Source organism: Pseudomonas reidholzensis, assembly GCF_900536025.1.
GTDB classification, from domain to species: domain Bacteria; phylum Pseudomonadota; class Gammaproteobacteria; order Pseudomonadales; family Pseudomonadaceae; genus Aquipseudomonas; species Aquipseudomonas reidholzensis.
This window is the reverse complement of record NZ_UNOZ01000013.1, coordinates 25,215-50,143: the sequence shown is the minus strand read 5'-3', so window position 1 is coordinate 50,143 and position 24,929 is coordinate 25,215. Positions and strand designations below refer to the sequence as shown.

18 protein-coding genes are annotated in these 24,929 nt (G+C 66.6%); 8 read left to right on the top strand and 10 right to left on the bottom strand.

What is annotated here, in order from left to right:
- The first annotated feature begins 139 nt into the window (after positions 1 to 139).
- Positions 140 to 2,221 (top strand): carboxy terminal-processing peptidase, encoded by a 2,082-nt coding sequence (locus CCOS865_RS08185; protein WP_167469031.1) that lies wholly within the window; start codon positions 140 to 142, stop codon positions 2,219 to 2,221.
- Between the two features lie 72 nt (positions 2,222 to 2,293).
- Here the strand turns inward: CCOS865_RS08185 and CCOS865_RS08180 are convergent, their stop codons facing one another.
- The 6 genes from CCOS865_RS08180 to CCOS865_RS08155 all read right to left on the bottom strand — a co-directional run bounded on the left by CCOS865_RS08180 (position 2,294) and on the right by CCOS865_RS08155 (position 6,702).
- The gene (locus CCOS865_RS08180; protein ID WP_119139629.1) at positions 2,294 to 2,662 is read right to left on the bottom strand and encodes a hypothetical protein; all 369 of its coding nucleotides are present in this window, start codon (positions 2,660 to 2,662) and stop codon (positions 2,294 to 2,296) included.
- Positions 2,659 to 3,009: a helix-turn-helix domain-containing protein gene (locus CCOS865_RS08175; RefSeq protein WP_119139627.1), complete on the bottom strand. Its 351-nt coding sequence runs from the start codon at positions 3,007 to 3,009 to the stop codon at positions 2,659 to 2,661. Before CCOS865_RS08175 ends, CCOS865_RS08180 begins: the two co-directional genes overlap by 4 nt.
- 100 nt (positions 3,010 to 3,109) lie before the next feature.
- The gene (locus CCOS865_RS08170; RefSeq protein WP_119139625.1) at positions 3,110 to 3,550 is read right to left on the bottom strand and encodes a YkvA family protein; all 441 of its coding nucleotides are present in this window, start codon (positions 3,548 to 3,550) and stop codon (positions 3,110 to 3,112) included.
- A 275-nt stretch (positions 3,551 to 3,825) separates the two neighbouring features.
- On the bottom strand, positions 3,826 to 4,566 hold the full coding sequence (gene bamJ / locus CCOS865_RS08165) for a BamJ family beta-barrel-assembly machinery protein (protein WP_119139623.1): 741 nt from the start codon (positions 4,564 to 4,566) through the stop codon (positions 3,826 to 3,828).
- A gap of 228 nt (positions 4,567 to 4,794) precedes the next feature.
- Complete coding sequence (pcaQ, locus tag CCOS865_RS08160) at positions 4,795 to 5,727, bottom strand: pca operon transcription factor PcaQ (RefSeq protein WP_119139621.1); 933 nt, start codon at positions 5,725 to 5,727, stop codon at positions 4,795 to 4,797.
- Positions 5,728 to 5,772: 45 nt separating this feature from the next.
- On the bottom strand, positions 5,773 to 6,702 hold the full coding sequence (locus CCOS865_RS08155) for a helix-turn-helix transcriptional regulator (protein ID WP_119139619.1): 930 nt from the start codon (positions 6,700 to 6,702) through the stop codon (positions 5,773 to 5,775).
- A 325-nt stretch (positions 6,703 to 7,027) separates the two neighbouring features.
- Between CCOS865_RS08155 and CCOS865_RS08150 the strand changes: the two genes are divergently transcribed.
- From CCOS865_RS08150 to CCOS865_RS08135, 4 genes are all read left to right on the top strand, one after another.
- On the top strand, positions 7,028 to 8,371 hold the full coding sequence (locus CCOS865_RS08150) for an MFS transporter (protein ID WP_119139617.1): 1,344 nt from the start codon (positions 7,028 to 7,030) through the stop codon (positions 8,369 to 8,371).
- Between the two features lie 105 nt (positions 8,372 to 8,476).
- A complete protein-coding gene (locus CCOS865_RS08145) occupies positions 8,477 to 9,178 on the top strand; it encodes a fumarylacetoacetate hydrolase family protein (RefSeq protein ID WP_119139615.1) in 702 nt (233 codons plus the stop codon).
- An 18-nt stretch (positions 9,179 to 9,196) separates the two neighbouring features.
- Entirely contained in the window at positions 9,197 to 9,961 is a 765-nt protein-coding gene (locus CCOS865_RS08140; protein WP_119139613.1) for an SDR family oxidoreductase, read from the top strand.
- Between the two features lie 34 nt (positions 9,962 to 9,995).
- Entirely contained in the window at positions 9,996 to 10,946 is a 951-nt protein-coding gene (locus CCOS865_RS08135) for a 2-hydroxyacid dehydrogenase (RefSeq protein WP_119139612.1), read from the top strand.
- 73 nt (positions 10,947 to 11,019) lie between these two features.
- Here the strand turns inward: CCOS865_RS08135 and nirD are convergent, their stop codons facing one another.
- From nirD to CCOS865_RS08120, 3 genes are all read right to left on the bottom strand, one after another.
- Positions 11,020 to 11,385, bottom strand: a complete 366-nt coding sequence (nirD, locus tag CCOS865_RS08130; RefSeq protein WP_119139610.1) for a nitrite reductase small subunit NirD — start codon at positions 11,383 to 11,385, stop codon at positions 11,020 to 11,022.
- The gene (gene nirB, locus CCOS865_RS08125) at positions 11,385 to 13,937 is read right to left on the bottom strand and encodes a nitrite reductase large subunit NirB (RefSeq protein WP_119139608.1); all 2,553 of its coding nucleotides are present in this window, start codon (positions 13,935 to 13,937) and stop codon (positions 11,385 to 11,387) included. Before nirB ends, nirD begins: the two co-directional genes overlap by 1 nt.
- Before the next feature lie 376 nt (positions 13,938 to 14,313).
- Positions 14,314 to 18,342: a bifunctional nitrate reductase/sulfite reductase flavoprotein subunit alpha gene (locus CCOS865_RS08120; RefSeq protein ID WP_119139606.1), complete on the bottom strand. Its 4,029-nt coding sequence runs from the start codon at positions 18,340 to 18,342 to the stop codon at positions 14,314 to 14,316.
- 319 nt (positions 18,343 to 18,661) lie between these two features.
- Here CCOS865_RS08120 and map point away from each other — a divergent pair, with 319 nt between their 5' ends.
- From map to CCOS865_RS08105, 3 genes are all read left to right on the top strand, one after another.
- A complete protein-coding gene (gene map, locus CCOS865_RS08115) occupies positions 18,662 to 19,438 on the top strand; it encodes a type I methionyl aminopeptidase (protein WP_119139604.1) in 777 nt (258 codons plus the stop codon).
- A gap of 210 nt (positions 19,439 to 19,648) precedes the next feature.
- Positions 19,649 to 20,341 (top strand): DUF1266 domain-containing protein, encoded by a 693-nt coding sequence (locus CCOS865_RS08110; RefSeq protein ID WP_119139603.1) that lies wholly within the window; start codon positions 19,649 to 19,651, stop codon positions 20,339 to 20,341.
- Positions 20,338 to 22,980, top strand: a complete 2,643-nt coding sequence (locus tag CCOS865_RS08105; protein WP_119139601.1) for a J domain-containing protein — start codon at positions 20,338 to 20,340, stop codon at positions 22,978 to 22,980. Before CCOS865_RS08110 ends, CCOS865_RS08105 begins: the two co-directional genes overlap by 4 nt.
- A 150-nt stretch (positions 22,981 to 23,130) precedes the next feature.
- On the opposite strand, the gene CCOS865_RS08100 is transcribed toward CCOS865_RS08105, so the two are convergent.
- Positions 23,131 to 24,837 (bottom strand): molecular chaperone HscC, encoded by a 1,707-nt coding sequence (locus CCOS865_RS08100; protein ID WP_119139599.1) that lies wholly within the window; start codon positions 24,835 to 24,837, stop codon positions 23,131 to 23,133.
- Positions 24,838 to 24,929 lie beyond the last annotated feature (92 nt).

The following is a 24,929-nucleotide window of genomic DNA, read 5'->3' as shown; positions in this document are numbered from 1 at the left end:
TGCCTCCATAGTTGAGTCATGACTGAGCCCGGGATCGCTGTGTCCCGGGCTTTTTGCAGTATTTTTCCGGCTCCTCGGAACCGGCGAACGGAATAGACGGCCTACTATGCGTGATCAATTGCCTTTACGTCGAATCAGCATGAAGCATTTCCTGCCCAGCACTGCCCTCGCCCTGCTCATCGGCGTCGGCAGCCTGACCCTGGGCGGCAATGCGACGGCCGCGAACAAGTGGGAGAGCCTGCAGCCCGACCGCGACGAGGTGGTTGCCAGCCTCAATGTGGTCGAGTTGCTCAAGCGCCACCACTACAGCAAGCCGCCGCTGGACGATGCCCGCTCGGTCATCATCTATGACAGCTACCTGAAGCTGCTGGACCCGTCGCGCAGTTACTTCACCGCCTCCGACATCGCCGAATTCGACAAGTGGAAGACCCAGTTCGACGACTTCCTCAAAAGTGGCAACCTCGACCCTGGCTTCACCATCTACAAGCGCTACCTGAACCGCGTCAAGTCGCGCCTGGACTTCGCCCTGGCCGAGCTGGGCAAGGGCGTCGACAAGATCGACTTCACCAGCAACGAGTCGCTGCTGGTCGACCGCAAGGACGCGCCATGGCTGAAGAACGAGGCCGAGCTCGACGACCTGTGGCGCAAACGCGTCAAGGATGAAGTGCTGCGCCAGAAGATCGCCGGCAAGGATCCCAAGCAGATCCAGGAAACCCTGACCAAGCGCTACAAGAACCAACTGTCGCGCTTGAACCAGACCCGTGCCGAAGACATCTTCCAGGCCTACATCAATACCTTTGCGCAGTCCTACGACCCGCACACCAACTACCTGTCGCCCGACAGCGCCGAAAACTTCGACATCAACATGAGCCTGTCGCTCGAAGGCATCGGTGCGGTGCTGCAAAGCGACAACGACCAGGTCAAGATCGTCCGCCTGGTGCCGGCAGGCCCTGCGGCCAAGACCAAGCAGGTCGCCCCGGCCGACAAGATCATCGGCGTCGCCCAGGGCAACGCGGAGATGGTCGACGTGGTCGGCTGGCGCCTGGACGAAGTGGTCAAGCTGATCCGTGGCAAGAAGGGTTCGGTGGTGCGCCTGGAGGTCATCCCGGCGAGCAACGCGCCAAACGACCAGACCAGCAAGATCGTCTCGATCACGCGCGAAGCGGTCAAGCTCGAGGAGCAGGCGGCGAAGAAGTCGGTGCTCAAGCTCAAGCAGGACGGCCGTGACTACAAGCTGGGGATCATCGAGATCCCGGCCTTCTACCTGGACTTCAAGGCCTACCGTGCCGGCGATCCGGAGTACAAGAGCACCACCCGCGACGTGAAGAAACTGCTCACCGAGCTGCAGAAAGAGAAAGTCGACGGCGTGGTCATCGACCTGCGCAACAACGGCGGCGGCTCGCTGCAGGAAGCCACCGAGCTGACCAGCCTGTTCATCGACAAGGGCCCGACCGTGCTGGTGCGCAACGCCGACGGCCGTGTCGACGTGCTTGAAGACGAGAACGTCGGTGCCTTCTACAAGGGCCCGATGGCGCTGTTGGTCAACCGCCTCTCGGCCTCTGCGTCGGAGATCTTCGCCGGTGCCATGCAGGATTACCACCGGGCGCTGATCATCGGTGGCCAGACCTTCGGCAAGGGCACCGTGCAGACCATCCAGCCGCTCAACCATGGCGAGCTGAAGCTGACCCTGGCGAAGTTCTACCGGGTTTCCGGGCAGAGCACCCAGCACCAGGGCGTGCTGCCGGACATCGACTACCCGTCGATCATCGACACCAAGGAAATTGGCGAAAGCGCGCTGCCCGAGGCCATGCCGTGGGACACCATCCGTGCGGTGATCAAGCCGGCGGCGGATCCGTTCAAGCCGTACCTGGCGGAGCTCAAGGCCCGGCATGACGCGCGCAGCGCCAAGGACGCGGAGTTTGCCTATATCCGTGACCGCCTGGCGTTGACCCAGAAGCTGATGAACGAGAAGACCGTCAGCCTCAACGAGCAGGAGCGCCGCGCCCGCCACGATGACATCGAGGGCAAGCAACTGGCCCTGGAGAACATCCGTCGCAAGGCCAAGGGTGAAGAGCCGCTCAAGGAGCTGAAGAAAGAAGACGAAGACGCGCTGCCGGTCGAGGATGAAGACACCAAGCCGGAAGATGACGCGTACCTGTCGGAAACCGGGCGTATCCTGCTCGACTACCTGAGCCTGGATTCGCGGGTGGCCAAGCACTAATCCGCGCGGTATGAAAAAGGGCTGATCGCGTAAGCGGTCAGCCCTTTTTTTTGCGGTGTCTGTACTGACACCTCACGCCTCTTCGGGATACCGGTACTCAAACACCCGCACCACCTCCGAAGCATGCCACGAAGCCGCCTCCATCCCATCCACCGGCCCCGAAAACCGCCCAAGCCGCTCCACACACTCAAAAAACCCCGTCCGCGGAAGACGACTCGCCCCCTGACTGATCACCAAAGAACTGCGCAGTGGCTGCTCAGCCCGCGCATCGAGCACCGCCAGGTACTCCAGCGCCGCAGTCAGCGTCTGCATCGCCGGCGTAGGGAACTGCAACCGCTCCAGCAACGCACGATACGTCAGCAGGTGACGCTGCCGCCGGGCCAGATCAAGCTCGTCAAGCAGGCCTTGCCATTGCTGACGGCTGATCCTCACCTGGCTCATGATGGCTCGCTCCAGCCTTTGATCCCCAGATGCCAGGCAAGGCTGCGCAATATCGGCGCACCCGGCTCGCGCTCGCCGGATTCGATCATGGCCAGGTACGCCGGGCTGATGCCCACGTTACGGGCCAGCACCTCAGGTGCCAGGCCCTTGGCTTCACGCAATTGCGCCAGCTCACTCAACGCCGGCAAGCTGACACTGGCGGCGGCGCTGTCGCTGGCGCCGGGCTCCACCTCGGCGGTGACGCTGGCAGGTGGCTGGCCCGCTGCCTTGAGCAGCGCCTGGTATTGCTCCCAGGGGACGACAGCGTATTCGGGCTGACCGTCCCGGCTGATGACCTGAATTCCCATCACTACCCCCTCACGTAGGACTACTGCATGTAATCCCTCGGCATAACCCTTATGCCAATTATATGACCAAGCGCGGGAGTCTGTGCAGGTCATCCACCCATCAAGGCGTGCGACGCTCCAGGCGCAAGGCTTCCGGGGTGTCTGGCAAGCGCTCGACCACCCGCAGGCGCTCGGGCGCCTGGCCATCGCGCCAGGCCTTGAAGCGGCCCAGCTCATCGGCCACGGTCTTCAACACCCAACCCAGCACGGCGATATCATCGAGAAAACCCACCCCCAGCAACCAGTCGGGGATGGCATCAAGCGGGCTGACGAAATACAGCAGGCCGGCGACGATGGTGACCAGCGCCCTGGGGCTGATGGCACGGTACTCGCCGCGCCACCAGGCCAGGCACAGCGCCTGCAGCAGACGCACGTCCTCACGCAGTTGGCCAAGCCGCGGGCCTTTGCGGGCCACGGCAAACAGCAGGGCCGGCAAGCGGCCACGGCTGAGCAAGCGCTCGGCCAGGGGCAGGAAGCGGGCGAAGTTCCAGGGTGCGCTCATGGGGCCTCCAGATCGGCTGAGGTTATCCACATTTATTGTGGATAACCTTGTGAACAGGGCTCAGTTTCCGTCGCGGGGTGCCCAGTGGGCAAGGGTCCCGCTCAGATCGGGCGTTTTTTACACAGTGGTTACCGTTGCGCAAACGTTTTGCGTCAGTCGCGGCCGCGCGGCGGGCTGTCCTTGTGCGACCGTGCGCACCGGCCGAGGTTCGCCCCGGCCGACCGCCGAATACGACAGCGCCCCGTCGAGACGGGGCGCTGGGCACAGCCTTGGCCTTACTGGGCCGGGGCTTCGGCTTGCGGCGCGTCGCCTTCGGCCTTGCTCGGATCCTTGATCGCCAGCAGCTCGAGGTCGAACACCAGGACCGAGTTGGCCGGGATCAGCGGGCTCGGGCTCTGAGCGCCGTAGGCCAGCTCAGCCGGGATGTACAGCTTGTACTTCTCGCCGACGTGCATCAGTTGCAGGCCTTCGACCCAACCTGGGATCACGCCGCTGACCGGCAGGTCGATCGGGCTGCCGCGCTCGACCGAGCTGTCGAACACCTTGCCATCGATCAGCTTGCCTTCGTAGTGAACGGTCACCACGTCGGAGGCTTTAGGCTGCGGGCCATCGGCCTTCTTCACGACTTCGTACTGCAGGCCCGAAGGGGTGGTGACCACGCCTTGTTTCTTGGCGTTTTCTTCCAGGAACTTCTTGCCAGCCGAAGCGGCTTCTTCGCTGGCCTTGGTCAGACGCTCCTCGGCACGCTTCTGCAGCGCGGTGAAGGCCTCGACCAGCTCTTCATCCTTCAGGCGTGGCTCTTTCTTGCTGACGGCGTCTTCGATGCCGAGGGCCACTGCTTTCGAATCAAGGTCTTCCATGCCTTCCTGAGCCAGGCTCTTGCCCATGTTCAGGCCGATACCGTAGGAAGCTTTCTGTGCCGGAGTTTTCAGCTCGGGGCTGCTGGCTTGTTGATCACAGCCAGCCAGTACCAGGCTTACCAGGGCAACCGCAGCCGCCAAACGATGTTGTTTCATGCTAGTTCCTTGTTCATGCGCCATAAGGGCAAATCAGGGTAAAGCCGCGAGCTTATCAGGCGGCCATTACCAATGGCTACCGGCATAAGAGCGGCTTGCAGGCCGGAAGTTCAGTGGGTGAAAGCTTCTTCATGCGTGCTTTACAGCCATTGGCCAGTATTGACCTGATAGCGCGGGTTTGCCCGGGTTTTGTGGCTAATTATTTCCAATCGGTTTTAGCGCCGCGATTCACGGATAAACGCCGTCCCGATACTGCCCCGCCACCTCGCGCAACACTTCGCACATCCACTGCGCTGGCAGGCTCTGCGGCAGCGCCGCGTTACGGCAGATGCCCACCGAGCCACCCGGCTCGCGCACGCCCAGGTCGAGCTCGACCACCTCGTCGCGGCCGAGGTCGATCAACACCGCATCGCGCGGCGCCACCCACACCGCATCGCTGCCCAGCAGGTAGCGCCGGCTGAGGGCCAGCGACAGGGTTTCCAGGCGCTGCGCCGGCATCTGGATGCCGCACTGCACGAACAGGCTGTCGGCATGCTGGCGAATGGTCGTACCGGGCGGCGGCAGCACCAGCGGATAGTCGCCGACGCGCCCACGCTCGACCGGCTGGCGGGCCAGCAGCGGATGCCCCGGGCGCACCACCAGGCTCATCGACTCGCTGTACAGGTGCTCGAACGACAAGCCCTGGATCTGCGGGCTGTCGGTCATGCGGCCGACCACCAGTTCGAGCTCGCCCAGGTGCAGTTGGCCGAGCAGTTGCGCGCTGACCCCGGTCGCCACGCTGATCACCAGCGCCTGGTGGCGCTGGTGCAGGCGGCAGAGCACCTCGGGCATGAGCAGGCCTTCGACCGTCGACAGCACGCCGATGCGCACCTGCGACGGCGCGCGGGCCTCGCCGCGCAAGGTGCTGACGCCGTCGCGCAGGGCCTGCACGCTGGGCCCGGCATAGCGCATGAACCGGGTGCCGGCCGGGGTCAGCTCGACGCCCAGGCGGGTGCGCTCGAACAGGCGGGTTTCGAGCAGTGCCTCGAGCTCCTTGAGGGTCTTGGAGATCGCCGGCTGGCTGATCGCCAGGACATCTGCGGCCCGGGCCAGGCTGCCCTGGCGGGCGATCTCGAGAAAGCACAGGAGGTGGCGGTACTTGATTCGGGTGTCGAGGTTCATGCGTCCAGAAGCGGCTTGGCCCGCGCTCAGCGTGGTTCAACCATCTTATAGCATCGCCACTTGCGGTGCGTCCGGATCACGCTGCTGGCGGCGGAACTGCCCCGGTGGCACGCCGTGGATCTGCCGGAAGCGCCGCGAGAAGTAGGCTTCGTCGGCGAAGCCACACAGCCGCGCCACCTCTCCCACCGGCCGGCTGCCATTGAGCAGGAAGTTGCGCGCCGCATGCATCCGGCGCTCGAGCACCAGTTCGCTGAAGCTCTTGCCGACCTCCTTGCGCAGCCAGTGGGTGAGGTAGCTGGGTGACAGGTAGGTGGCGGCCGCGACCTTTTGCAGGTTCAGGTCCGGGTCGTCGATGTGCCGGCGCAGGTAATCGCTCATGCGCCCCAGCGCGGCGCGCCGGCTGACCTGCGCCGCGTTGCTCTCGGCCAGCTCGCGCAGCGGTTCGGCATAGAGCCCGCAGACCTGGCCGATCAGTTGCAGCAGCAGGCCCTTGAGGATTTCACGGCTGCCGAAACGGCGATTGGCATCGAGCGTGCGCATCTGCTCGAGCAGGCCGCGGATCGCGCCGAACTCGACGTCGTCCAGGCAGAAGTCCAGGTGCTCCTGAAAGCGAAACGGCGACAGCTCGGGGGCCTGCAGGATGGACACTTCTTCCAGGTCCATCGGGTCGCAGGCCAGGTGCGGCAGGAGAAAGGTCTGGGAGAAATTGATCACCACGAAATCGCTGTCGGGCGGGTGCGGGATCACATGCACCCGGTGCGGCAGGATGAACGCCAGGGTGTTGCGGGCAAACGGCCGCTCGACGCTGCCGATGTGCTGCACCGTCTCGCCGCCCAGGTTGATCTGGATCTGGAAGTACTCATGGCGATGCGGCGCGGTCTCGGCCGGGCGACCGCGCGGGTCGCGGATGTGGAAGTCCATCAGTTCGCTACGTTGCTGCATGACGTAGGTGGGGACGTCGCGCTTGGGCGGCATGGGTGTGCTCCTCGGTCTACGCTGCCGATTCTGACGGGCGACGGGCAGCGCCTGCAAGCAGTTGTACGATGTCGAAGGTCTTGGTTTTTTCCCCCTCTGCAAAAAACGCAAATGATCCCCCGCCAACAAACCCCTCTAGCGTAGGTATTTCAGCCAGATGGCAGGGCAAAGCCCGGTGCCCGAGATTTTTTGGACACTGCAGCAACATCCCCTCACAACTACAAAAAACGGTCTAAAACCGCCGTTGCATTTCAGCAGTCGTACGACCACTTTAGAAACAGGACTGCAGCCCAACCTCCCCAACAACAATAAACGAGGTCGACTCATGTCGAGCACGCCCACCTCCCGTTCCGCGTCGGCGGCCATTGCCCTTGATGCGGCCCCCGCGCACCGCCTGCCCACCCGACGGCGCTGGTTCATGCTGTCGCTGCTGCTGATCGCGACCATCATCAACTATGTCGACCGGGTCAACATCTCCATCGCCGCGCCGTTCATGGCCAAGGACCTGGGCCTGGACAAGGTCGAAATGGGCCTGATCTTCTCGGCCTTCGCCTGGACCTACGCTCTTGCCCTGGTACCCGCTGGGTTCATCGCCGACCGCTTCGGCTCGCGGCTGACCTACGGCGTCTCGCTGATCAGCTGGTCGGCGGTCACCGTGGCCCAGGGCCTGGCCACCGGCTTCAGCTCGCTGTTCGGCCTGCGCCTGGCGGTCGGGGCCATGGAAGCACCGGCCTTTCCGGCCAACAGCCGCGCGGTCACCGTGTGGTTCCCGGCACGCGAACGCGGCCTGGCCAGCAGCATCTATGTCTGCGGTCAGTACCTGGGCACCGCCCTGTTCACCGGCGCGCTGCTGTGGCTGGCGACCACCTACGACTGGCGCCACGTGTTCTACAGCACCGGCATCGTCGGCATCCTGTTCGGCGTGGTCTGGCTGTTCCTGTACCGCGACCCGCTGAACTGCAAGAAAGTCAGCAAGGAGGAACTGGCCTACATCGAAGACGGCGGCGGCCTGGTCAAAAGCAGCCAGCAACGCACCCGTTTCGACTGGCGGCAGGTCGCCGAGCTGTTCCGCTATCGCCAGGTCTGGGCGATCTGCCTGGGCAAGTTCGCCAGCACCTCGGCGCTGTACTTCTTCCTGACGTGGTTCCCGACCTACCTGATCGAGGAGCGTCAGCTGACGTTGATCAAGGTGGGCATCTTTGCCGTGCTGCCGTTCATTGGCGCAACGGTCGGCATCCTCCTGGCCGGGATCGTCTCCGACTTGCTGATCCGCCGCGGCTACTCGCTGTCGTTTGCCCGCAAGCTGCCGCTGGTGGTCGGCTCGATGCTCGGCATGTCGATCGTGCTGGTCAACTTCACCGACTCCAACGTGCTGTGCATCGCCGTGCTGACCCTGGCGTTCTTTGCCCAGGGCATCGCCTCTGCCTCGTGGGCGGCGGTGTCGGAGATCGCCCCCAAGCAGCTGATCGGCCTGACCGGCGGCGTTACCAGCCTGGCGGCGAACATCGGTGGGATCGTCACGCCGATCGTCATCGGCGCCATCGTGCAGGCCAGCGGCTCGTTCGCCCTGGCGTTCTGGTTCATCGGTGGGGTGGCGTTGATGGGCACCCTGTCCTACTCGCTGCTGCTCGGCAAGCTCTACCGGATCGAGCTAAAGACCGGCGCTTGAGCGCGCCAGCAAGCGCACCGATTTGTCCAATGCGTTCGCCCATTCGTCCAACTTTGCCAGCGCAGCGCTCGCTACGCTGGCCACTCCCGAACGGAGGATCCACCCATGACGTACCTGTTCACCCCCCCGGCCATCGTCAGCCTGCCGGTCCACGGCAGCGACGCCCGCTTCCCTGTCGGCCGGGTGTTCTGCCTGGGCCGCAACTACCCCTGGCCGCAGGCGGCGGGCCCGGCACCGAGCGAACCGGTGTTTTTCATGAAGCCGGCGAGCACGGTGGTCGGCGCCGACGGCGAGCTGCCCTTCCCGCCGCGCACCGAAGAGTTCTGCCATGAGATCGAACTGGTCGTGGCCATCGGCACCGGCGGTGTCGACATCGACCCGCGGCACGCCCTGGAGCATGTATTCGGCTATGCCGCCGGCCTCGACCTGACCCTGCGCGACCGCCAACGCCAGGCCAAGCAGGAGGGCCTGCCGTGGGAAGGCGCCAAGGTCTTCGACGCCGCCGCGCCGATGACCGCGATCGTTCCGGCGGCAGGGCTCGGCTGGCCGCTGGACGCCGAGCTGTGGCTGCAGGTCAACGGTGAAGAGCGCCAGCGCGCGCACCTCGCCGACCAGACCTGGCCGCTGGCCGAGGTGATCAGCCGCTTGTCCCAGCAACTGGCGCTGCAGCCTGGCGACCTGATCATGACCGGCAGCCCACCCGGCGTGGCGCCGCTGCAGCCTGGCGATGTGATCACCGCCGGCGTCGACGGCATCGGCCAACTGCACCTGCGTGTCGGCCCCCGTGCCTCGCGCCAAGCCGCCTGACTTTTTCTGGAGCCCAGCATGACCCAAACCCCTACCCGTAAAATCGCCCTGGTCACCGGTGCCGGCAGCGGCATCGGCCGCGCCGTGGCCCTGGCCCTGCTCGCCGACGGCTTCAGCCTGGTGCTCGCCGGGCGTCGCGCCGAACCCTTGCAGCAACTCGCCGAACAGGCCCAGGCCGCCGGTGGCCAGGCCCTCGCAGTGCCCACCGATGTGCGCGACGAAGCCAGCGTGGCGCAGCTGTTCGCCACCATCGAGGAGGTGCATGGTCGCCTCGACCTGATCTTCAACAACGCCGGGGTCAACGCCCCCGCCGTGCCGATCGACGAACTGCCCCTGGAAAACTGGCGCAACGTCATCGCCACCAACGTCGATGGCGTGTTCCTGTGTGCCCGCGCCGCGTTCGGCCTGATGCGCCGCCAGCAGCCCCAGGGCGGGCGGATCATCAACAACGGCTCGATTTCGGCCCACACCCCGCGCCCGTTCACGGCGCCGTACACCGCCAGCAAGCACGCGGTGCTCGGCCTGACCAAGGCGCTGGCGCTGGACGGCCGCCCGTACAACATCGTCTGCAGCCAGATCGACATCGGCAATGCGCTGACCGAGTTGTCCGAACGGATGACCCGCGGCGTGCGTCAGGCCAATGGCGAAATCGCCGCCGAACCGATGGTCGACGTCCGCCATGTGGCCGACGCGGTGCGCTACATCGCCGCCCTGCCGCTGGACGCCAACGTCCTCAACATGACCGTGATGGCCAGCAACATGCCCTTCGTCGGTCGCGGCTGAGCCGCCGCGCCCTTGCGCACACCTGGAGTGACAGATGAAACCTGAAGTCCTGCAACTGAGCCCGATCCTCATCCCGCACATCCGCGAACGGCTGGAGCAGCTGTTCAACGTCCACCGCTACTACGAGCAGGCCGACAAGGACGCCTACATCGCCGAGCACGGCGGCAAGTTCCGCGGCGTGATCACCGGCGGCCACACCGGTATCAGCCAGGCGCTGATGGCCCGGCTGCCCAAGCTGGAAGTGATCGCGGTGAATGGCGTCGGCACCGATGCGGTAGACCTGGCCTATGCCCGCGACCGCGGCATCCAGGTCACGGCGACCCTTGGCGCGCTGACCGAAGACGTCGCCGACCTGGCGATCGGCCTGTTGATCAGCGTCTGCCGCGGCCTGTGCACCGGCGACCGCTTTGTGCGCAGTGGCCAGTGGGCGACCAGCGCCACGCCACTGGCGCCGCTGCCGTTGGCCCGGCAAGTGTCGGGCATGCGCATCGGCATCGTCGGCATGGGCCGGGTCGGCCGCGCCGTGGCCCAGCGAGCGGCGGCCTTTGGCTGCCCGATCCGCTACACCGACTTGCACGCGCTGGACGTGCCCTACCCGTTCGAAGCGGACCTGGCGCAGCTGGCGCGTGACAGTGATGCGTTGATCCTGGCGGCCGCGGCCGACCAAGGTGAGGCGCTGGTCAACCGCAAGATCCTCCAGGCGCTCGGCAGTGAGGGCTACCTGATCAATATCGCCCGCGGCAAGCTGGTGGACGAGCCGGCTTTGCTTGCAGCCTTGCAGGCGGGTGAGATTGCCGGCGCGGCGCTGGACGTGTTTGCCGATGAACCGCGCGTGCCAGAGGCGCTGTTTGGCCGTGAGGAGGTGGTGCTGCAACCGCACCGCGCCAGCGCCACGGTGCAGACCCGGACGCGCATGGGCGAGATGGTGGTGGCAAGCCTGGTGGACGTGTTTGCCGGGCGTACGCCACAGGGTTTGGTCCGCTAAGGCACCTGCGGCCCTATTCGCGCGGGGCACCTTGCAGCGGCGCAGCGCCGCGGCAAGGTGCCCCGCGCGTTGCTTAGCTCAACGCCACTTCGATCGCCTTGCCCTGGATCCGCACCGGCCACACCCGTAGCGCCTGCTGCGGGTCTTCCAGGCAACGCCCGTTCTCCAGGCTGAAGTGCTGCTTGTACAACGGCGCAGCCACGGTCAGCTCGCCGCCGACACTGCCGATCAAGCCACGGCCGATGATGTTCGCCCCCGACCGCGGGTCCCGGTTATCCACGGCATACAACGCCTGTGCCTGCCCCGGCAGGTAGAACAGCGCTACCTGCTCGCCCTCCAGCCAGACCACCACGCCCGAATCGGCGACCAGGTCCTCGACCTGGCACACCGCCTGCCAGTGGGGTTGTTGCGCAACAGCAGCAGCAGTAGACGGATTCATCAGACAGCCTCCTCGACAGTAGGGATCAGGTGCAGCGGTGCAGCAGGCCGGCGCTGTTCGCGCTCGCGGACGAAGTGCACGTCCGGGTCGGCGCGCCGGTCATTGACGAAGGTGCGGAAGCGCTTGAGCTTCTCGGGGTCATTGAGGGCGTTGGCCCATTCACATTCATACTGGTCGACCACATGCTGCATCTGCGCTTCCAGCTCGGCGCCCAGTTGCAGGCTGTCGTCGAGGATCACCGCCTTGAGGTAATCCAGGCCACCTTCCAGGCCCTCGCGCCAGACCGAGGTGCGCTGCAGCTTGTCGGCGGTGCGGATGTAGAACATCAGCACGCGGTCGATGATGCGCACCAGGCTTTCGTCGTCGAGGTCAGTGGCGAACAGCTCGGCGTGGCGCGGGCGCATGCCGCCGTTGCCGCAGACGTAGAGGTTCCAGCCCTTGTCGGTAGCGATCACGCCGATGTCCTTGCTCTGCGCCTCGGCGCATTCGCGGGTGCAGCCAGACACCGCGAACTTGAGCTTGTGCGGCGAACGCAGGCCTTTGTAGCGGTCTTCCAGGCGCAGGGCCATGGCGACGCTGTCCTGCACGCCGTAACGGCACCAGGTGCTGCCCACGCACGACTTCACCGTGCGGGTCGACTTGCCGTAGGCATGCCCGGTCTCGAAACCGGCCTCGATCAGCTCGCCCCAGATCAGCGGCAGCTCGTGCAACTGCGCGCCGAACAGGTCGATGCGCTGGCCGCCGGTGATCTTGGTGTAGAGGTCGTATTTCTTCGCCACCTGGCCGATCACGATCAGCTTGTCCGGGGTGATCTCGCCACCAGGGATGCGCGGCACCACCGAGTAGGTGCCGTTTTTCTGCATGTTGGCCATGAAGGTGTCGTTGGTGTCCTGCAGCGGCACCAGGGCGGCGTCCATGATCGGCTGGTTCCAGCACGAGGCGAGGATCGAGCCCACCGCCGGCTTGCAGATGTCGCAGCCGACATGGCCTTTGCCGTGACGCTCGAGGAGGTCGTCGAAGGTGCGGATGCCCTCGACCCGGACCAGGCCGTAGAGCTCCTGGCGGGTGTAGGCGAAGTGCTCGCAGAGGCTCTTGTCGACGGTCACGCCACGGGCGGTCAGCTCGTGCTCGAAGACCTGCTTGAGCAGCGCCGCGCAGCCGCCGCAACCGCTGGCGGCCTTGGTGCAGCTCTTCACGGACGCGAGGTCGGCGCAGCCGCTGTCGATGGCGGCGCAGACGGCGCCCTTGCTGACGTTGTGGCACGAGCAGATGGTCGCCGTGTCGGGCAGTGCATCGGCGCCCAGGGCCGGCGCGCCGCCGCCCTGGGGCAGGATCAGCGCGGCCGGGTCGGCCGGCAGGGCAATGCCGTTCTGGCAGTACTGCAGCAGGGTGTCGTAATAGCTGTTGTCGCCGACCAGCACCGCGCCGAGCACGTGCTTGCCGCTGGCGTCCACCACCAGGCGGCGGTAGGCCGCGTTGGCCTCGTCGATGAAGCGGTAGCTGCGGGCGCCGGGCGTGGCGCCATGGGCGTCGCCGATCGAGCCGACATCGACGCCGAGCAGCTTGAGCTTGGTCGACATGTCGGCACCGGTGAACGGGCTCGAGGCCTCGCCGAGCAGCAGCGCGGCAAGGTTGCGCGCCATGCTGTAGCCGGGGGCGACCAGGCCGAACACGCTGCCGTTCCACGAGGCGCATTCGCCGATGGCGAAGATCCGCGGGTCGCTGCTGCGGCAGTGGTTGTCGATCACCACCCCGCCGCGCGGCGCGACGTCCAGGCCGCAGGCGCGGCCGAGGGCATCCTGCGGGCGGATGCCGGCCGAGAACACGATCAGGTCGGTTTCCAGCGACTCGCCACCGTCGAAGTTCATCCGGTAGCGGTACGCCTCACCGGCACTGATCGACTGGGTCGCGCGCGACAGGTGCACGCCGACGCCCAGGGCTTCGATCTGCGCCTTGAGCGCCGCGCCGCCCTCGTCGTCCAGCTGCACCGGCATCAAGCGTGGGGCAAATTCCACCACATGCGCTTCGAGCCCCAGCGACTTCAGGGCGTTGGCCGCTTCCAGCCCCAGCAGGCCGCCACCGACCACCACGCCACGCCGCGCATCGGCGGCGGCAGCGCGTATCGCGTCGAGGTCGTCGAGGGTGCGGTAGACCAGGCGAGCGGTGCCGCTGGAGCCTTCGATCGGCGGCACGAAGGGGTACGAGCCGGTGGCCAGGACCAACTGGTCGTAGCCGTAGCGGCCCTCGGCGGTGACCACTTCGCAGCGTTCGCGGTCGATCTCGAGGACCGCCTCGCCCAGGTGCAGGTGGACGCCATGGCAGTCGTAGAAACCGCCCTCGCACATGGCCAGGGCTTCGGCGTCGCTGCCGCCGAAGTATTCCGACAGGTGCACGCGGTCGTAGGCGCGCTGGCGCTCTTCGCCGAACACCCGCACCTCGAAGCGCGCCAGGGCGCCGCGTTCGACCAGTTGTTCGACGCAATGGTGGCCGACCATGCCGTTGCCGACGATGACCAGTCGCTCTCGTTGCCCGCCGTTCGCTGTTGCCTTCATAGCCGATCCTCGATCACGGTTGGCGGGGTGACCCGCCGCAAAGACAAAAAAAAACGCCTGGAGCGTAAGCTCCAGGCGCCTTTGCCTGTTCTCATCAGTGTGCGGCCCCTTGCTGATCGCCGTTGATCAATGGGGCATGTTGTAAAACGTTAAAAGCAGGGAGCGTGCCAACCTGAATAACCGGTCGTTTTGGGTTGATCTGGCGGGCCTCTTCGCGGGGCAAGCCCGCTCCCACAGGATCTCCGCGAGGCCCGAATTCCGTGGTGTCCACACAACCCTGTGGGAGCGGGCTTGCCCCGCGAAGAGGCCCGACCAGGCAACGAAACTACTGGATAAAACGCACAACAGCGGTGCGCCGCTCACCATCCTGGGGCGCTTAATACACATCCCGGCAATAACGCTTGTCGCGGCCCAGCGCGTCGACGTAGGCATCCGCCGCCGCCGCACTCATCGCGCCCTGCTCGGCCACCAGCTGACGCAGCGCCGCATCGACGTCCTTGGCCATGCGCTGGGCATCGCCACAGATGTACAGGTAGGCACCCTGCTGCAGCCAGCGCCAGACCTCGGCGCCCTGCTCGAGCAGGCGTTGCTGGACGTAGATCTTCTGCGCCTGATCACGGGAGAACGCGGTGTCCAGGCGCAGGTGCCCACTGGCCTGCCAGGCCAGCAACTGATCGCGGTAATAGAAGTCGCAGGCCTCGTGCTGCTCACCGAAGAACAGCCAGTTCGGCCCGCTCGCCCGCTGCACCTCGCGCTCTTCGAGAAACGCCCGAAACGGCGCGATGCCGGTACCGGGGCCAATCATGATGATCGGCGTTTGCGGGTCTTGCGGCAGGCGGAAGTGCTTCGACACCTGCGGGAAGATCGCCACCTTGAGCGCTGCCGCGCGGTCGGCGAGAAACGCCGAGCAAACGCCCTTGCGCTGGCCGTGGCGCACCGTCGAAACGGTCAGGTGCACCTGGCCGGGATGCGCCGACGGACCTGAGCTGATCGAGTACAGGCGCGGCTGCAGCGGCTTGAGCAGGTCGAGCCAGGTCGCCAGCGGCAATCGCTGGGGGAATTCGCGCAACACATCGGCCAGCTGCCGGCCCCACAGCCAGTCCTTGAGTTCGGCTTTTTGCGCCGGCTGGAGCAGGCGACGCAGGTCCTCGGCCGTTTCAGCGAAAACCTGCAACTGCGCAGGGGTGACCTTGGCGATTTCCAGGTGCTCTTCAAGTGCTGTCGCCAGCGCCATTGCCGGGTGGCCCTTGAGCTCGACCCGGGTCTGGCCGTCCATCTGCATCAGCGTCAGCAGTTCCTCGACCAGTTGCGGGCAATTGCGCGGCCAGACGCCCAGGGCATCGCCGGCTTGATAACTGAAGGTGCTGCCGGAAAGGTCGAACACCAACTGGCGGGTCTCCTTGGTCGCGCCGGGGCCATTCAACAGGGTGTTCTCAAGGAGCGCCGCCTGCCACGGCTGGGCCTTGCTGTAGGTCGCCAACGGCGCAGGCTCGGCAACTGTTACCGGGCTCGCAGTGGTGCCCAGCTCCGGCAACAACGCGTCGAGCCAGGCGCTGAACGCTGCGTCGAAATCCGGCTCGCAGTCGACCCGCGCCAGCAACCGCCGGCCACCCAGTTCAGCCAGCCGCGCATCGAGCTTGCGGCCGAATCCGCAGAACTCGCCGTAGCTGGAGTCGCCCAGGGCCAGCACTGCATAGGGCAACTCGGCGCACTGACCCGCCTGCTCGCCGTGCAGCGCCTGCCAGAAGGCGCTGCCGCTGTCGGGTGCCTCGCCGTCGCCGAAGGTACTGGCGATCAGCACGACGCTGGCGGCGCCCTGCAGCTGGCTGGGGCTGACCGCCTCCATGCAACTGAGCTCGACCGCCAGGCCAGCCTCGCGCAGGCGCTGTGCGCAACGTTCGGCCAAGGCCTCGCCGTTGCCGGTCTGCGAGGCCCACAGCACACGATGACGCGGCGCCTCGGGCACGGCGCTCGGCGCCAGCGCTGGCTGGGCGAACAGGCCGGCCAGCAGGCCATCGACAAACAACCGCCGCGCGGTCGACAGCGGTGCATTGGCCGGCAGGCTCGGCACCCCTTCGGCCCGCGCCTGGGCCAGGCCGAGCACAAAGCCTTGCAGGTAATGACGCTCGTCTTCGGCCAGCGCCGGTGCGGGCACCTGCTCCAGGCCAAGCAGTCGAGAAAGGGCGGCGATCGGCATGCTGGCAGGCTCCGAGGGAATGACAGTGGTCAGGTCAAGGGCCTCGATCCGCTCGCCCGCAATCCGTTCGAGGGCTACGGCGCAATGCTTGAAGGCCGGTTGCAGCGAGATCGGGTCGACCGCATCGCAGGTCACGGCATTGATTGCCAGTTGCTCGCCGTACAGGTCGTTCCAGTGAAACGGTGCGAAGCAGCCGCCGACCAGCACCCGATCGCTGACCCGCGCCGGCAGCACCGCCTGACCGCGGCGTGAGCGGATCGCCACCTGGTCCTTGTCGGCGATCCCCAGGCGGCGGGCGTCTTCGGGGTTGATCTCGACGAAGGGGCCGGGTTCGAGCTTGTTCAGGCTCGGCACCTTGCCGGTCTTGGTCAGGGTGTGCCACTGGTGCTGGACGCGGCCGGTGTTGAGCACGAAGGGGAAGTCGTCGTCGGGCAACTCCGGCGCCGGCAACCAGGGCCGGGCATAAAAGCGCGCCTTGCCGCTGGGGGTCGGAAACGCCAGGGCCGGGGGGTTGCCCTGGGCGTCCAGCAGCAGCGTCTGGCTGCTGCCGTCATTGAGGTAGCGCAGTGGGCTGCGCGGGTCTTCGCGCCCTGGCGCGCAGGGCCACTGGCGCGGCGTCTGGCGCAGCTCGGCATAGCCGATACCGCGCAGGTCGTAGCCGGTCGCCGGATTGTAGAAGCGCCGGATCTCGTCGTACACCGCTTCGGCATCGGCGTAATCGAAGGCTTCGCCATAGCCCATGGCGCAGGCGATGCGGGCGATCAGGCGCCAGTCTTCCTGGCTCTCGCCGGGCGCCTCGACGGCACGTGGCATCAGGGTCAGGTTGCGCTCGCTGTTGATCATCACGCCCTCGCCTTCGGCCCACAGCGCGGCGGGCAGGAGGATATCGGCGTAGCGGTTGGTTTCGCTGTCGAGAAAAGCGTCCTGGCTGATCACCAGTTGCGCCTGGCGCAGGCCGTCGATCACCTGCTGGCGGTTGGCGACGCTGGCCACCGGGTTGCTGCAGATGATCCAGCAGGCCTTGACCTCACCGCTGCGCAGTTGCTCGAACAGCGCCACAGTGCCTTCGCCGCCCTCGCTGCGCAGGCTGCCCGGCGGCAACTGCCACTGCTGCTCGACGAGCGCCCGGTCGGCCTCGACCAGGGCCGAGCGCTGGCCGGGCAGGCCGGGGCCCATGTAGCCCATCTCGCGGCCGCCCATGGCGTTGGGCTGGCCGGTCAGCGAAAACGGCCCGCTGCCCGGGCGGCACAGGGCGCCGGTGGCCAGGTGCAGGTTGCACAGCGCGTTGCTGTGCCAGGTGCCGTGGATGCTCTGGTTGAGGCCCATGGTCCAACAGCTCATCCAGTTGCGCGCCGTGCCGATCAGCTCGGCGGCCTGGCGGATATCGGCCTCGGCCAGGCCCGTGAGGGTCGCGACCCGCTCGGGTCGGTAGTCTTCGAGAAACGTCGGCAGGTCGCTCCAGCCCTCGGTATGCCGGGCGATGAAGTCGGCGTCGGTCTGGCCGTTGAGGTGCAGCAAATACAGCAGGCCATTGAGCAGGGCCAGGTCGCTGCCCGGGCGCACCTGCAGGAACAGGTCGGCCTTGTCGGCGGTGGCGCTGCGCCGCGGGTCGACGACGATCAGCTTGGCCCCGGCCTTGAGCCGGTCGAGCAAACGCAGGAAGAGGATCGGGTGGCAGTCGGCCATGTTCGCGCCGATCACCAGGAACACCTCGGCGTGCTCGAAATCCTGGTAGCTGCCGGGCGGACCATCGGCGCCCAGCGACAGCTTGTAGCCGCTGCCAGCGCTGGCCATGCACAAGCGCGAATTGGACTCGATGTGACGGGTGCGGATAAAGCCCTTGGCCAGTTTGTTGGCGAGGTACTGCGCCTCCAGCGACATCTGCCCGGACACGTACAGCGCCACCGCATCCGGGCCATGGCTGTCGATGATCGCGCGCAGGCGCGTGGCAGCCTGCTCGATGGCGCTGTCCAGGCTGCTGCGCACCGGCTCCTGGGCACGCTGCTGGCGCACGTAGGCATTGCCCATGCGCCCGGCGGCGGTCAGCGGCAGGTGCGCGGTGAGGCCTTTGGTGCAGAGCCGGCCGAAGTTGGCCGGGTGCTGCTTGTCGCCGGTGATCTTCTGCACCTGGCCGCCTTGCACCGACATGACGATGCCGCACCCTACCCCGCAATAGGGGCACACGCTGCGCACTTCGCTGCTGGCCATCGGCTTCTCCTGCTCAAACGAAAAAAGGCGCCGGCTGCCCTCGGCTTGCGCAAGCAAGCGGGGCAACACGGCGCCTTTGTCGTGAAGGGTGGGCCATCGGCATTGACGACCCTTGATGGTGGGTAATGAGCAAAACCCGGGCCAGCCCGGCCGAAAACCTCCCAGGCCAGGCGGGGCATGCGTAGCAGCGGGCTTGGCCCGCGGTTCGCCAGCGCTGACAACGCACCATGCTGGTGATCCACGCACCAACCGGTGGCACCGCTCGCCAGCCTGGGGATATGCTGTAAGCGCCCCTCCAGACGAGATTTCCACAGCCCCAATGTCCGAAGTGATCCTCAAGACGCCCGCGCAACTCGACCTGATGCGCCGCGCCGGCCAGTTGCTGGCGCAGGTGTTCGCCGAGCTCGACGGCTTCATCCGCCCCGGCGTGACGACGATGCAGATCAACGACCACGCCGAGGCGTTCATCGTCCAGACCCTGCGCGCGCGGCCGGCCAGCAAAGGCCAGTACGGTTTCCCCTACTCGCTGAATACCTCGGTCGACCAGGTGGTCTGCCATGGCATCCCCAAGGCCGACGAGGTGCTCGCCGAAGGCTCGATCATCAACGTCGACATCACCCTGGAACAGGGCGGCTACATCGCCGACTCGTCGAAGATGTACCGCATCGGCGCGATCAGTGAAGACGCCCGGCGCCTGGTCGACACCACCTACGAAGCGCTGTGGAAGGGCATCGCCCAGGTGCGCCCGGGCGCGACCCTCGGCGATATCGGCCATGCCATCCAGCGCCACGCCGAGGCGGCCGGCTACAGCGTGGTGCGCGAGTATTGCGGGCACGGCATCGGCCAGCAGATGCACGAAGGGCCGGAAGTGCTGCACTTCGGCGAGCGCGGCATGGGCCTGAAACTCAAGCCGGGCATGGTGTTCACCATCGAGCCGATGCTCAACCAGGGCGGGCGTGGCACGCGCACGCTGAAGGATGGCTGGACGGTGATCACCCGTGATGGCGGGTTGTCGGCGCAGTGGGAGCACACCGTGGCGGTGACGGCCGATGGCGTCGAAGTGCTGACCTTGCGCAACGAAGAGCGTGCACTGTAGTCAGATCGTGCTAGACCCCTTCGCGGGTAAACCCGCTCCCACAGGGTCCGCGTCGATTATCGACAGGGCGATCGACGCAAAACCCTGTGGGAGCGGGTTCACCCGCGAAGCAGCCAGCACATTTGCCCCTGCCCTGCCCGCTCACTACAATCTGCCCCCAATCAAGGCCGGCCACCTCTTCTGATCTGGGCCGGCTCAGGAGCCCGTCTCATGGAAGAAACCGCGCAGCACTGGCTGCATGCCCTGTCTGCACCGATGGCCGCCCTCAATGGCGCCAGCTACACCGCCGCGGAGTACTTCGAAGGCGATGACCAGAGCGACCTCGAGCGCTGGTGGGGCATCAGCAACCGCGCCCAGTTGCTGGACATGCTCGGCATGGCCGATAACGGCCACGCCACCGAACTCTCCGAAGCCTACTGGCAGTTCCAGCGTTGCCTGCCCAGCGAATGGCAGGCCCTGCTCGCCCGCCTGCCCGCGCGCGAACGGATCAAGCACGAGTACGCCGCGCGGACCTTCGCCGACTGCGGCCCCGGCGGCACCCGCGCCTGGGACCTGGGGCGGATGAGCTTTCTGCTCCGCGCCGGCCTGAAAAAGGCCTACATCACCGTCGACGAGAGCCTCTACCTGCACTACCGCCTGGCCCTGCGCGCACGCCACTACTACAACCGCTGGGACACCTACCTGGCCGGCTACGTGTTCGGCAAGGCGCTGTGGAACGCCTCGGGCAACAGCGACGAGGCGCTCGCCGCCGAGCTCGAACGCCAGGGCAACGAACACTGGAACCGCTGCATCCAGCTCAACCTGCGGCTCGGCGCCAGCGAGCTGCTGGCCAGCCTGCCCTGGGACATGGAGCTGCCCGAAGCGCAACGCCCCGAATCGCTGGAAGAGGACTGCTGGTCATGAGTTGCTGGATCCGCCTGGGCCTGGAACCCACCCAGGACCTCGACACCATTCGCCAGGCCTACCGCGGCCTGCTCCCCGCGCACCATCCGGAAACCGACCCGCAAGGCTTCCAGGCCCTGCGCCAGGCCTACGAAGAAGCCCTGCGCCTGGCCCGTGAAGAGGCGCCCAGCGCTGAGCCCGAAGCGCAGGCCGAAGCCGACAGCCAGTCGCCGGCGCTGCGCGGGTTCTACCGCCTGCTCGAAGAGCCCACCCTGCGCTTCGACCCGCTCGCCTGGCAGGCTTATATCGCCGAGCTCGACGAGCTGCCGCTGGACGAACTGGACGCGCTCAACTGGCGCCTGCTGCACGAGCTGCGCAGTTGCGGGCCGATCTCCCACGTGTGTGCCGGCCTGCTGGCCACGCGCCTGGGCTGGGCCGAGCAGCTGCTCCGGCTGGAGAATCCGCAGGAAGCGGAGGCGTTCCTGCAGCGCATCGAGGAGCCGGACCCGTTCGACACCCGGCTGATGAACGACTGGCCGCCGTCGGCCCAGCTCGAGTCGCTGTGGTACTTCCGCAGCCTGGAATACTGCTTCCGTCAGCGCCCGCTGTTCGAGTACGAGCAGTTTCTCGACCAGCACACCTGCCTGGCCTTCCCTGACGACGACGCGCTGATCCAGCGCCTGCTGGTGCAGTTCAGCCAGGCCGGGATCGGCAGCCACAGTTTGTATGCACGCCTGCTGGAGCAGGTCGAGCGGGCGCCGGATGACCCGGACCTGCTGTTCCTCCTGGCCCGCCAGGCCGATGCCCTGGGCGCCGAGCAACAGGCGCTGGACTGCTGGCTGCGGCTGTGGCGCGAACACCGTCACCCGCAGGCCGAACGCTGGCTGATCAACCTCTGCGCCCGCCATCAACCGCAGCGGCTGCCGCTGCTGATCCAGGCACTGGACCTGCAGACCAGCCCCAGCGCCTGGCCGGACAACCTGCTCGACCCGGCCCAGGCCTGGGGCAGCCCGGCGCAGAGCCCGCAAACCCTGACGCGCTGGCTGGAGGCCGCGCGCCAGGAGCCCGGTGGCATTGCCGCGACCTTCATCGACTGGCGCCTGGACGGCGACGACGAACTGCCGCTGCTGGCCTGGCTGCTGCAGGACCAGCCAGAGCGCGACCTGCAGCGCCTGTACTGGCTGGCCTGGGCCCTGCAACGCGGCGAGGCCGAACTGCTGCGCCTGGTGCTGGCCGAACAGCCCGGCGAAGACGCCCTCGATGCGCTGATCGTCGAAGGCTTCCAGCGCCAGGCCGCGCAACAGTTGCACTGGCTGGAACAGTCGCCGGTGGTGCAGTCGCTGGTGCAGTTCTGCGCCGCCGACGACCCGGCCGCAGAACTGCCCGAAGCCCTGGCCGAGGAGCACAACCGCCCGGTCTGCCGCGAATGGTTGCGGCGCATGCGGGTATATCCGACCCACGCCCTGCATGAGCTCAACTGCCATTTCGACATACGTCGCATGTTTACCCGGCCGTTCGCCCTGCTCGTGCAGGAGGCGCTGGCCGAGCACGGCGCGCAGCGGCCTGCGCCCACCGAGGGTGACGCGCTGTGGGCCTGGCACCGGCAGCAGCTGTTCATGCTGGCGCTGTTCGACCAGCCGGCGCGTTGGCTGGCGATGATCGACCCGCAGCTGGCGGGGCAGATCGACTACCCCGCCGAGCACCCCTACGCGCCGCTGCATGGCCTGCTGCGCCAGGTGCTGCAAGGTGCCGACGGCAGCAGCGGCCTGCTCGGCAGCCTGGACAACGGCGACCCACTGCAGGCGGTGCTGGCCAGCCGCCTGTTGACCCTGCGCACCGCGATCGACAGCAGCCGCCTGCCCACGGCCGCACAGCTGCTGGCCTGCCTGGACAGCGAGCCGGCCGTGCTCGACGACTACCCGCTGGGCAAGCTGCTGTTCTGTGCGGTGCTCTACCACGACCGCAGCCTCGACGAGGCCCAGCGCACGCGCCTGCGTGACCGCATCGAAGCGCTGTACATCGACGATTACTGGTACGAGCCGCTGCGCCGCGGCCTGGTCGAAGGCAAGGCCAAGCACCCGAGTGCCCAGCTGTTGCAAAAGCAGGGCATCGCCAGCCGGCCGTTCAACGATGCGCTGGATGCCCTCGACAGCCTGCTCAACCACTGCGCGCCGCCCAAGACCCGGGTGCTGCGTGCGCTGCAAAAAGCCAAGGACGATGTCGAACTCGACCCCGGCCTGCGCTGCGCGATCATGGCGTTGCTGTCGTGGACCGAGCGCATGCTGGGCAATGACCTGAAGCAGGCACCGGCGCCGTTCTGGGCGGTGTGGAAGCTCAAGACCCGGCTCAACCGGACCGGCTTCGCCTTGCACCTGGCCGCGGTGGCTGCGTGCGGTAGCTTGCTGCTGGCGGTGCCGGGGATCATCGTGGTGATGGGGCTGCTATTGGTCAGCGGCTCGCTCAGGCGCCTGCGCGACATGGGCCAGGGCGTGCCGACGTTGCTGATGGTGCTGGTGGTCAGCCGGGTAATCCCGGTGCTGCCACTGCTGCTGTTGGGTTTGCCGGGGGACAAGCTGCCCAACCGGTATGGCCCCGCGCCGGGCAAGGGTGATCAACTGGAGGGTGGGTTACAGGCTACCTTGCGGCGGATGAACAGCTGATTTGCGCTGTCAGTCCTGGCCTCTTCGCGGGTGAAGCCCGCTCCCACAGGATCCCCGCTAATTTCGGAAGCGGCGCTGTACCTGTGGGAGCGGGCTTCACCCGCGAAGAGTCCGGCACTGACACGACATAGCCCGTTCAGCTACTAAGGTTCAGTAACGCAACTCATCCAGCGCCTGGCTCAACTGCTGGCGCTGGCGACTGATATCCCCCGCCTGCTGCGCCGCGAGCACGCTGTTGAACGCATCCAGCCAGCTGCCGATCAACTCCCGCTCCTCCCCCAGGCTCTGCATCCAGGCCCTCTCCAGCCGCGCCAGCAAAGTTCGGTTAGGCAGCGCATCGCGCGGATGAATCTTCAACCGAGACAAGCGCTCATGACTGGCCAGGCGCGCCTGCTCGTCGAGCCCGGTAGGGCTGCGGTCGATGCTGTGGCTGTGCTTGTGGCCGGTTTCGATGAAGGTCACGTCGACCTCCAGCAAGCCATTGATGTCGTAGCTGAAGCGCACATCGAGCGACTGGATCTGCCCGGTCGGCTGCAGCTCGATCTCAAAGCTGTCGACCAGAATGTTGTCACGCACCCAAGGTCGCTCGCCCTGGTACACGGCGATGCGCACCATCTTCTGCTCGGCGTGGGTGCTGTAGAAGCGCTCGACCCGCGAGGTCGGGATCACCGTGTTGCGCTCGATGATCGGCGAAAACGCCCCGCTGTTCTCCTCGCCGCGCTGGGCGGCGATGCCCAGGGTGTACGGGCAGACATCGGTCAGGATCAGCTCGTCGATGGCCGCGTCCCGCGCCTTGCAGGCCGCCTGGCTGGCCGCGCCGAGGGCAACGATGGTGTCCGGGTCGAGGTGCCGGTACGGCAGCCGGCCGAACAGCTTGGCCACCAGTTGCTGGATCTGCGGCATGCGCGTGGCCCCGCCGACCAGCACCAGGCTGTCGAGCTCCTTGGGGCTCAGCCGCGCATCGCGCAGGGCCTGTTCGATCGGCGCGCGCACCCGCGCCAGCAACGGCGCCCAGATGCCTTGCAGCTTGAGCTCGTCGAGCACCCACTCACGGGCCTGGCCGTCACCGTTCCAGGTCAGCGTCCACTTGCCGTCGCCGAGGTCGTGCTTGAACTGCTCGATGGCGTCATGCAGGCTCGCCAGGGCTTGGGCTTCGAGGCTGTCGAGGGTCAGTTGCCAGTCACGCAGGCACGCCAGCAACAGGGCGTCGGTGAAGTCTTCGCCGCCCAGGTAGTTGTCGCCCGTCGAGGCATGCACCTCGATCAGCGGCAGGGCGTACTCGAGCACGGTGACGTCAAAGGTGCCGCCGCCGAGGTCGAACACCAGCGTGCGCTCGAACTTCTGCTCGTGCAGCCCATAGGCCATCGCCGCCGCGGTCGGTTCGTTGATCAGCCGCTGCACCTTCAGCCCCGCCAGCTCGGCGGCGAACACCGTGCGTTTGCGCTGCTCGTCGCTGAAGTACGCCGGCACCGAGATCACCGCCTCGCTGACCGGGTAGCCGAGGTAGGCTTCGGCGTCCTGCTTGAGCGCACCGAGCACCAGCGCCGAGAGTTCTTCAGGGCTGAAGCGGTGTTCGCCGAGCTCGAAGCGCTTGTCGCTGCCCATGAACCGCTTGAATGCGGCGGCGGTGCGTAGCGGGTGGGTGGTCAGGCGCGCGCGGGCGGCCTTGCCGACCAAGATGCTGCCATCCTCGTCGACACTGACCACCGACGGCGTCAGCACCTCGCCCAGGGCGTTGGCGATCAACTGCGCCTTGCCCTCCTGCCACACGGCAATCAGGCTGTTGGTGGTGCCCAGGTCGATACCGAGCAACGGCGTGGGCTGTGCGGGTGATGAAGAGTTGCTGGCATCCTGCATGGTCGGTCTCTTGCTTGCGATGAAGAGCCGGAGCAGAGCCTGCAGGCCGCTTCCGGCGGACAAGGGGCATTCTGACGCAATAGCAGAAACAA

Excerpts from the sequence above, each read along its gene's own strand:
- CCOS865_RS08155 (WP_119139619.1), bottom strand. The coding sequence starts at position 6,702 with ATGCCGCCCAAGCGCGACGTCCCCACCTACGTCATGCAGCAACGTAGC.
- CCOS865_RS08170 (WP_119139625.1), bottom strand. The coding sequence starts at position 3,550 with ATGAGCGCACCCTGGAACTTCGCCCGCTTCCTGCCCCTGGCCGAGCGC.
- CCOS865_RS08175 (WP_119139627.1), bottom strand. The coding sequence starts at position 3,009 with ATGGGAATTCAGGTCATCAGCCGGGACGGTCAGCCCGAATACGCTGTC.
- CCOS865_RS08150 (WP_119139617.1), top strand. The coding sequence starts at position 7,028 with ATGTCGAGCACGCCCACCTCCCGTTCCGCGTCGGCGGCCATTGCCCTT.
- CCOS865_RS08100 (WP_119139599.1), bottom strand. The coding sequence starts at position 24,837 with ATGCAGGATGCCAGCAACTCTTCATCACCCGCACAGCCCACGCCGTTG.
- nirD (WP_119139610.1), bottom strand. The coding sequence starts at position 11,385 with ATGAATCCGTCTACTGCTGCTGCTGTTGCGCAACAACCCCACTGGCAG.
- CCOS865_RS08180 (WP_119139629.1), bottom strand. The coding sequence starts at position 2,662 with ATGAGCCAGGTGAGGATCAGCCGTCAGCAATGGCAAGGCCTGCTTGAC.
- CCOS865_RS08110 (WP_119139603.1), top strand. The coding sequence starts at position 19,649 with ATGGAAGAAACCGCGCAGCACTGGCTGCATGCCCTGTCTGCACCGATG.
- bamJ (WP_119139623.1), bottom strand. The coding sequence starts at position 4,566 with ATGAAACAACATCGTTTGGCGGCTGCGGTTGCCCTGGTAAGCCTGGTA.
- CCOS865_RS08105 (WP_119139601.1), top strand. The coding sequence starts at position 20,338 with ATGAGTTGCTGGATCCGCCTGGGCCTGGAACCCACCCAGGACCTCGAC.
- pcaQ (WP_119139621.1), bottom strand. The coding sequence starts at position 5,727 with ATGAACCTCGACACCCGAATCAAGTACCGCCACCTCCTGTGCTTTCTC.
- nirB (WP_119139608.1), bottom strand. The coding sequence starts at position 13,937 with ATGAAGGCAACAGCGAACGGCGGGCAACGAGAGCGACTGGTCATCGTC.
- CCOS865_RS08135 (WP_119139612.1), top strand. The coding sequence starts at position 9,996 with ATGAAACCTGAAGTCCTGCAACTGAGCCCGATCCTCATCCCGCACATC.
- CCOS865_RS08120 (WP_119139606.1), bottom strand. The coding sequence starts at position 18,342 with ATGGCCAGCAGCGAAGTGCGCAGCGTGTGCCCCTATTGCGGGGTAGGG.
- CCOS865_RS08145 (WP_119139615.1), top strand. The coding sequence starts at position 8,477 with ATGACGTACCTGTTCACCCCCCCGGCCATCGTCAGCCTGCCGGTCCAC.
- CCOS865_RS08140 (WP_119139613.1), top strand. The coding sequence starts at position 9,197 with ATGACCCAAACCCCTACCCGTAAAATCGCCCTGGTCACCGGTGCCGGC.
- CCOS865_RS08185 (WP_167469031.1), top strand. The coding sequence starts at position 140 with ATGAAGCATTTCCTGCCCAGCACTGCCCTCGCCCTGCTCATCGGCGTC.
- map (WP_119139604.1), top strand. The coding sequence starts at position 18,662 with ATGTCCGAAGTGATCCTCAAGACGCCCGCGCAACTCGACCTGATGCGC.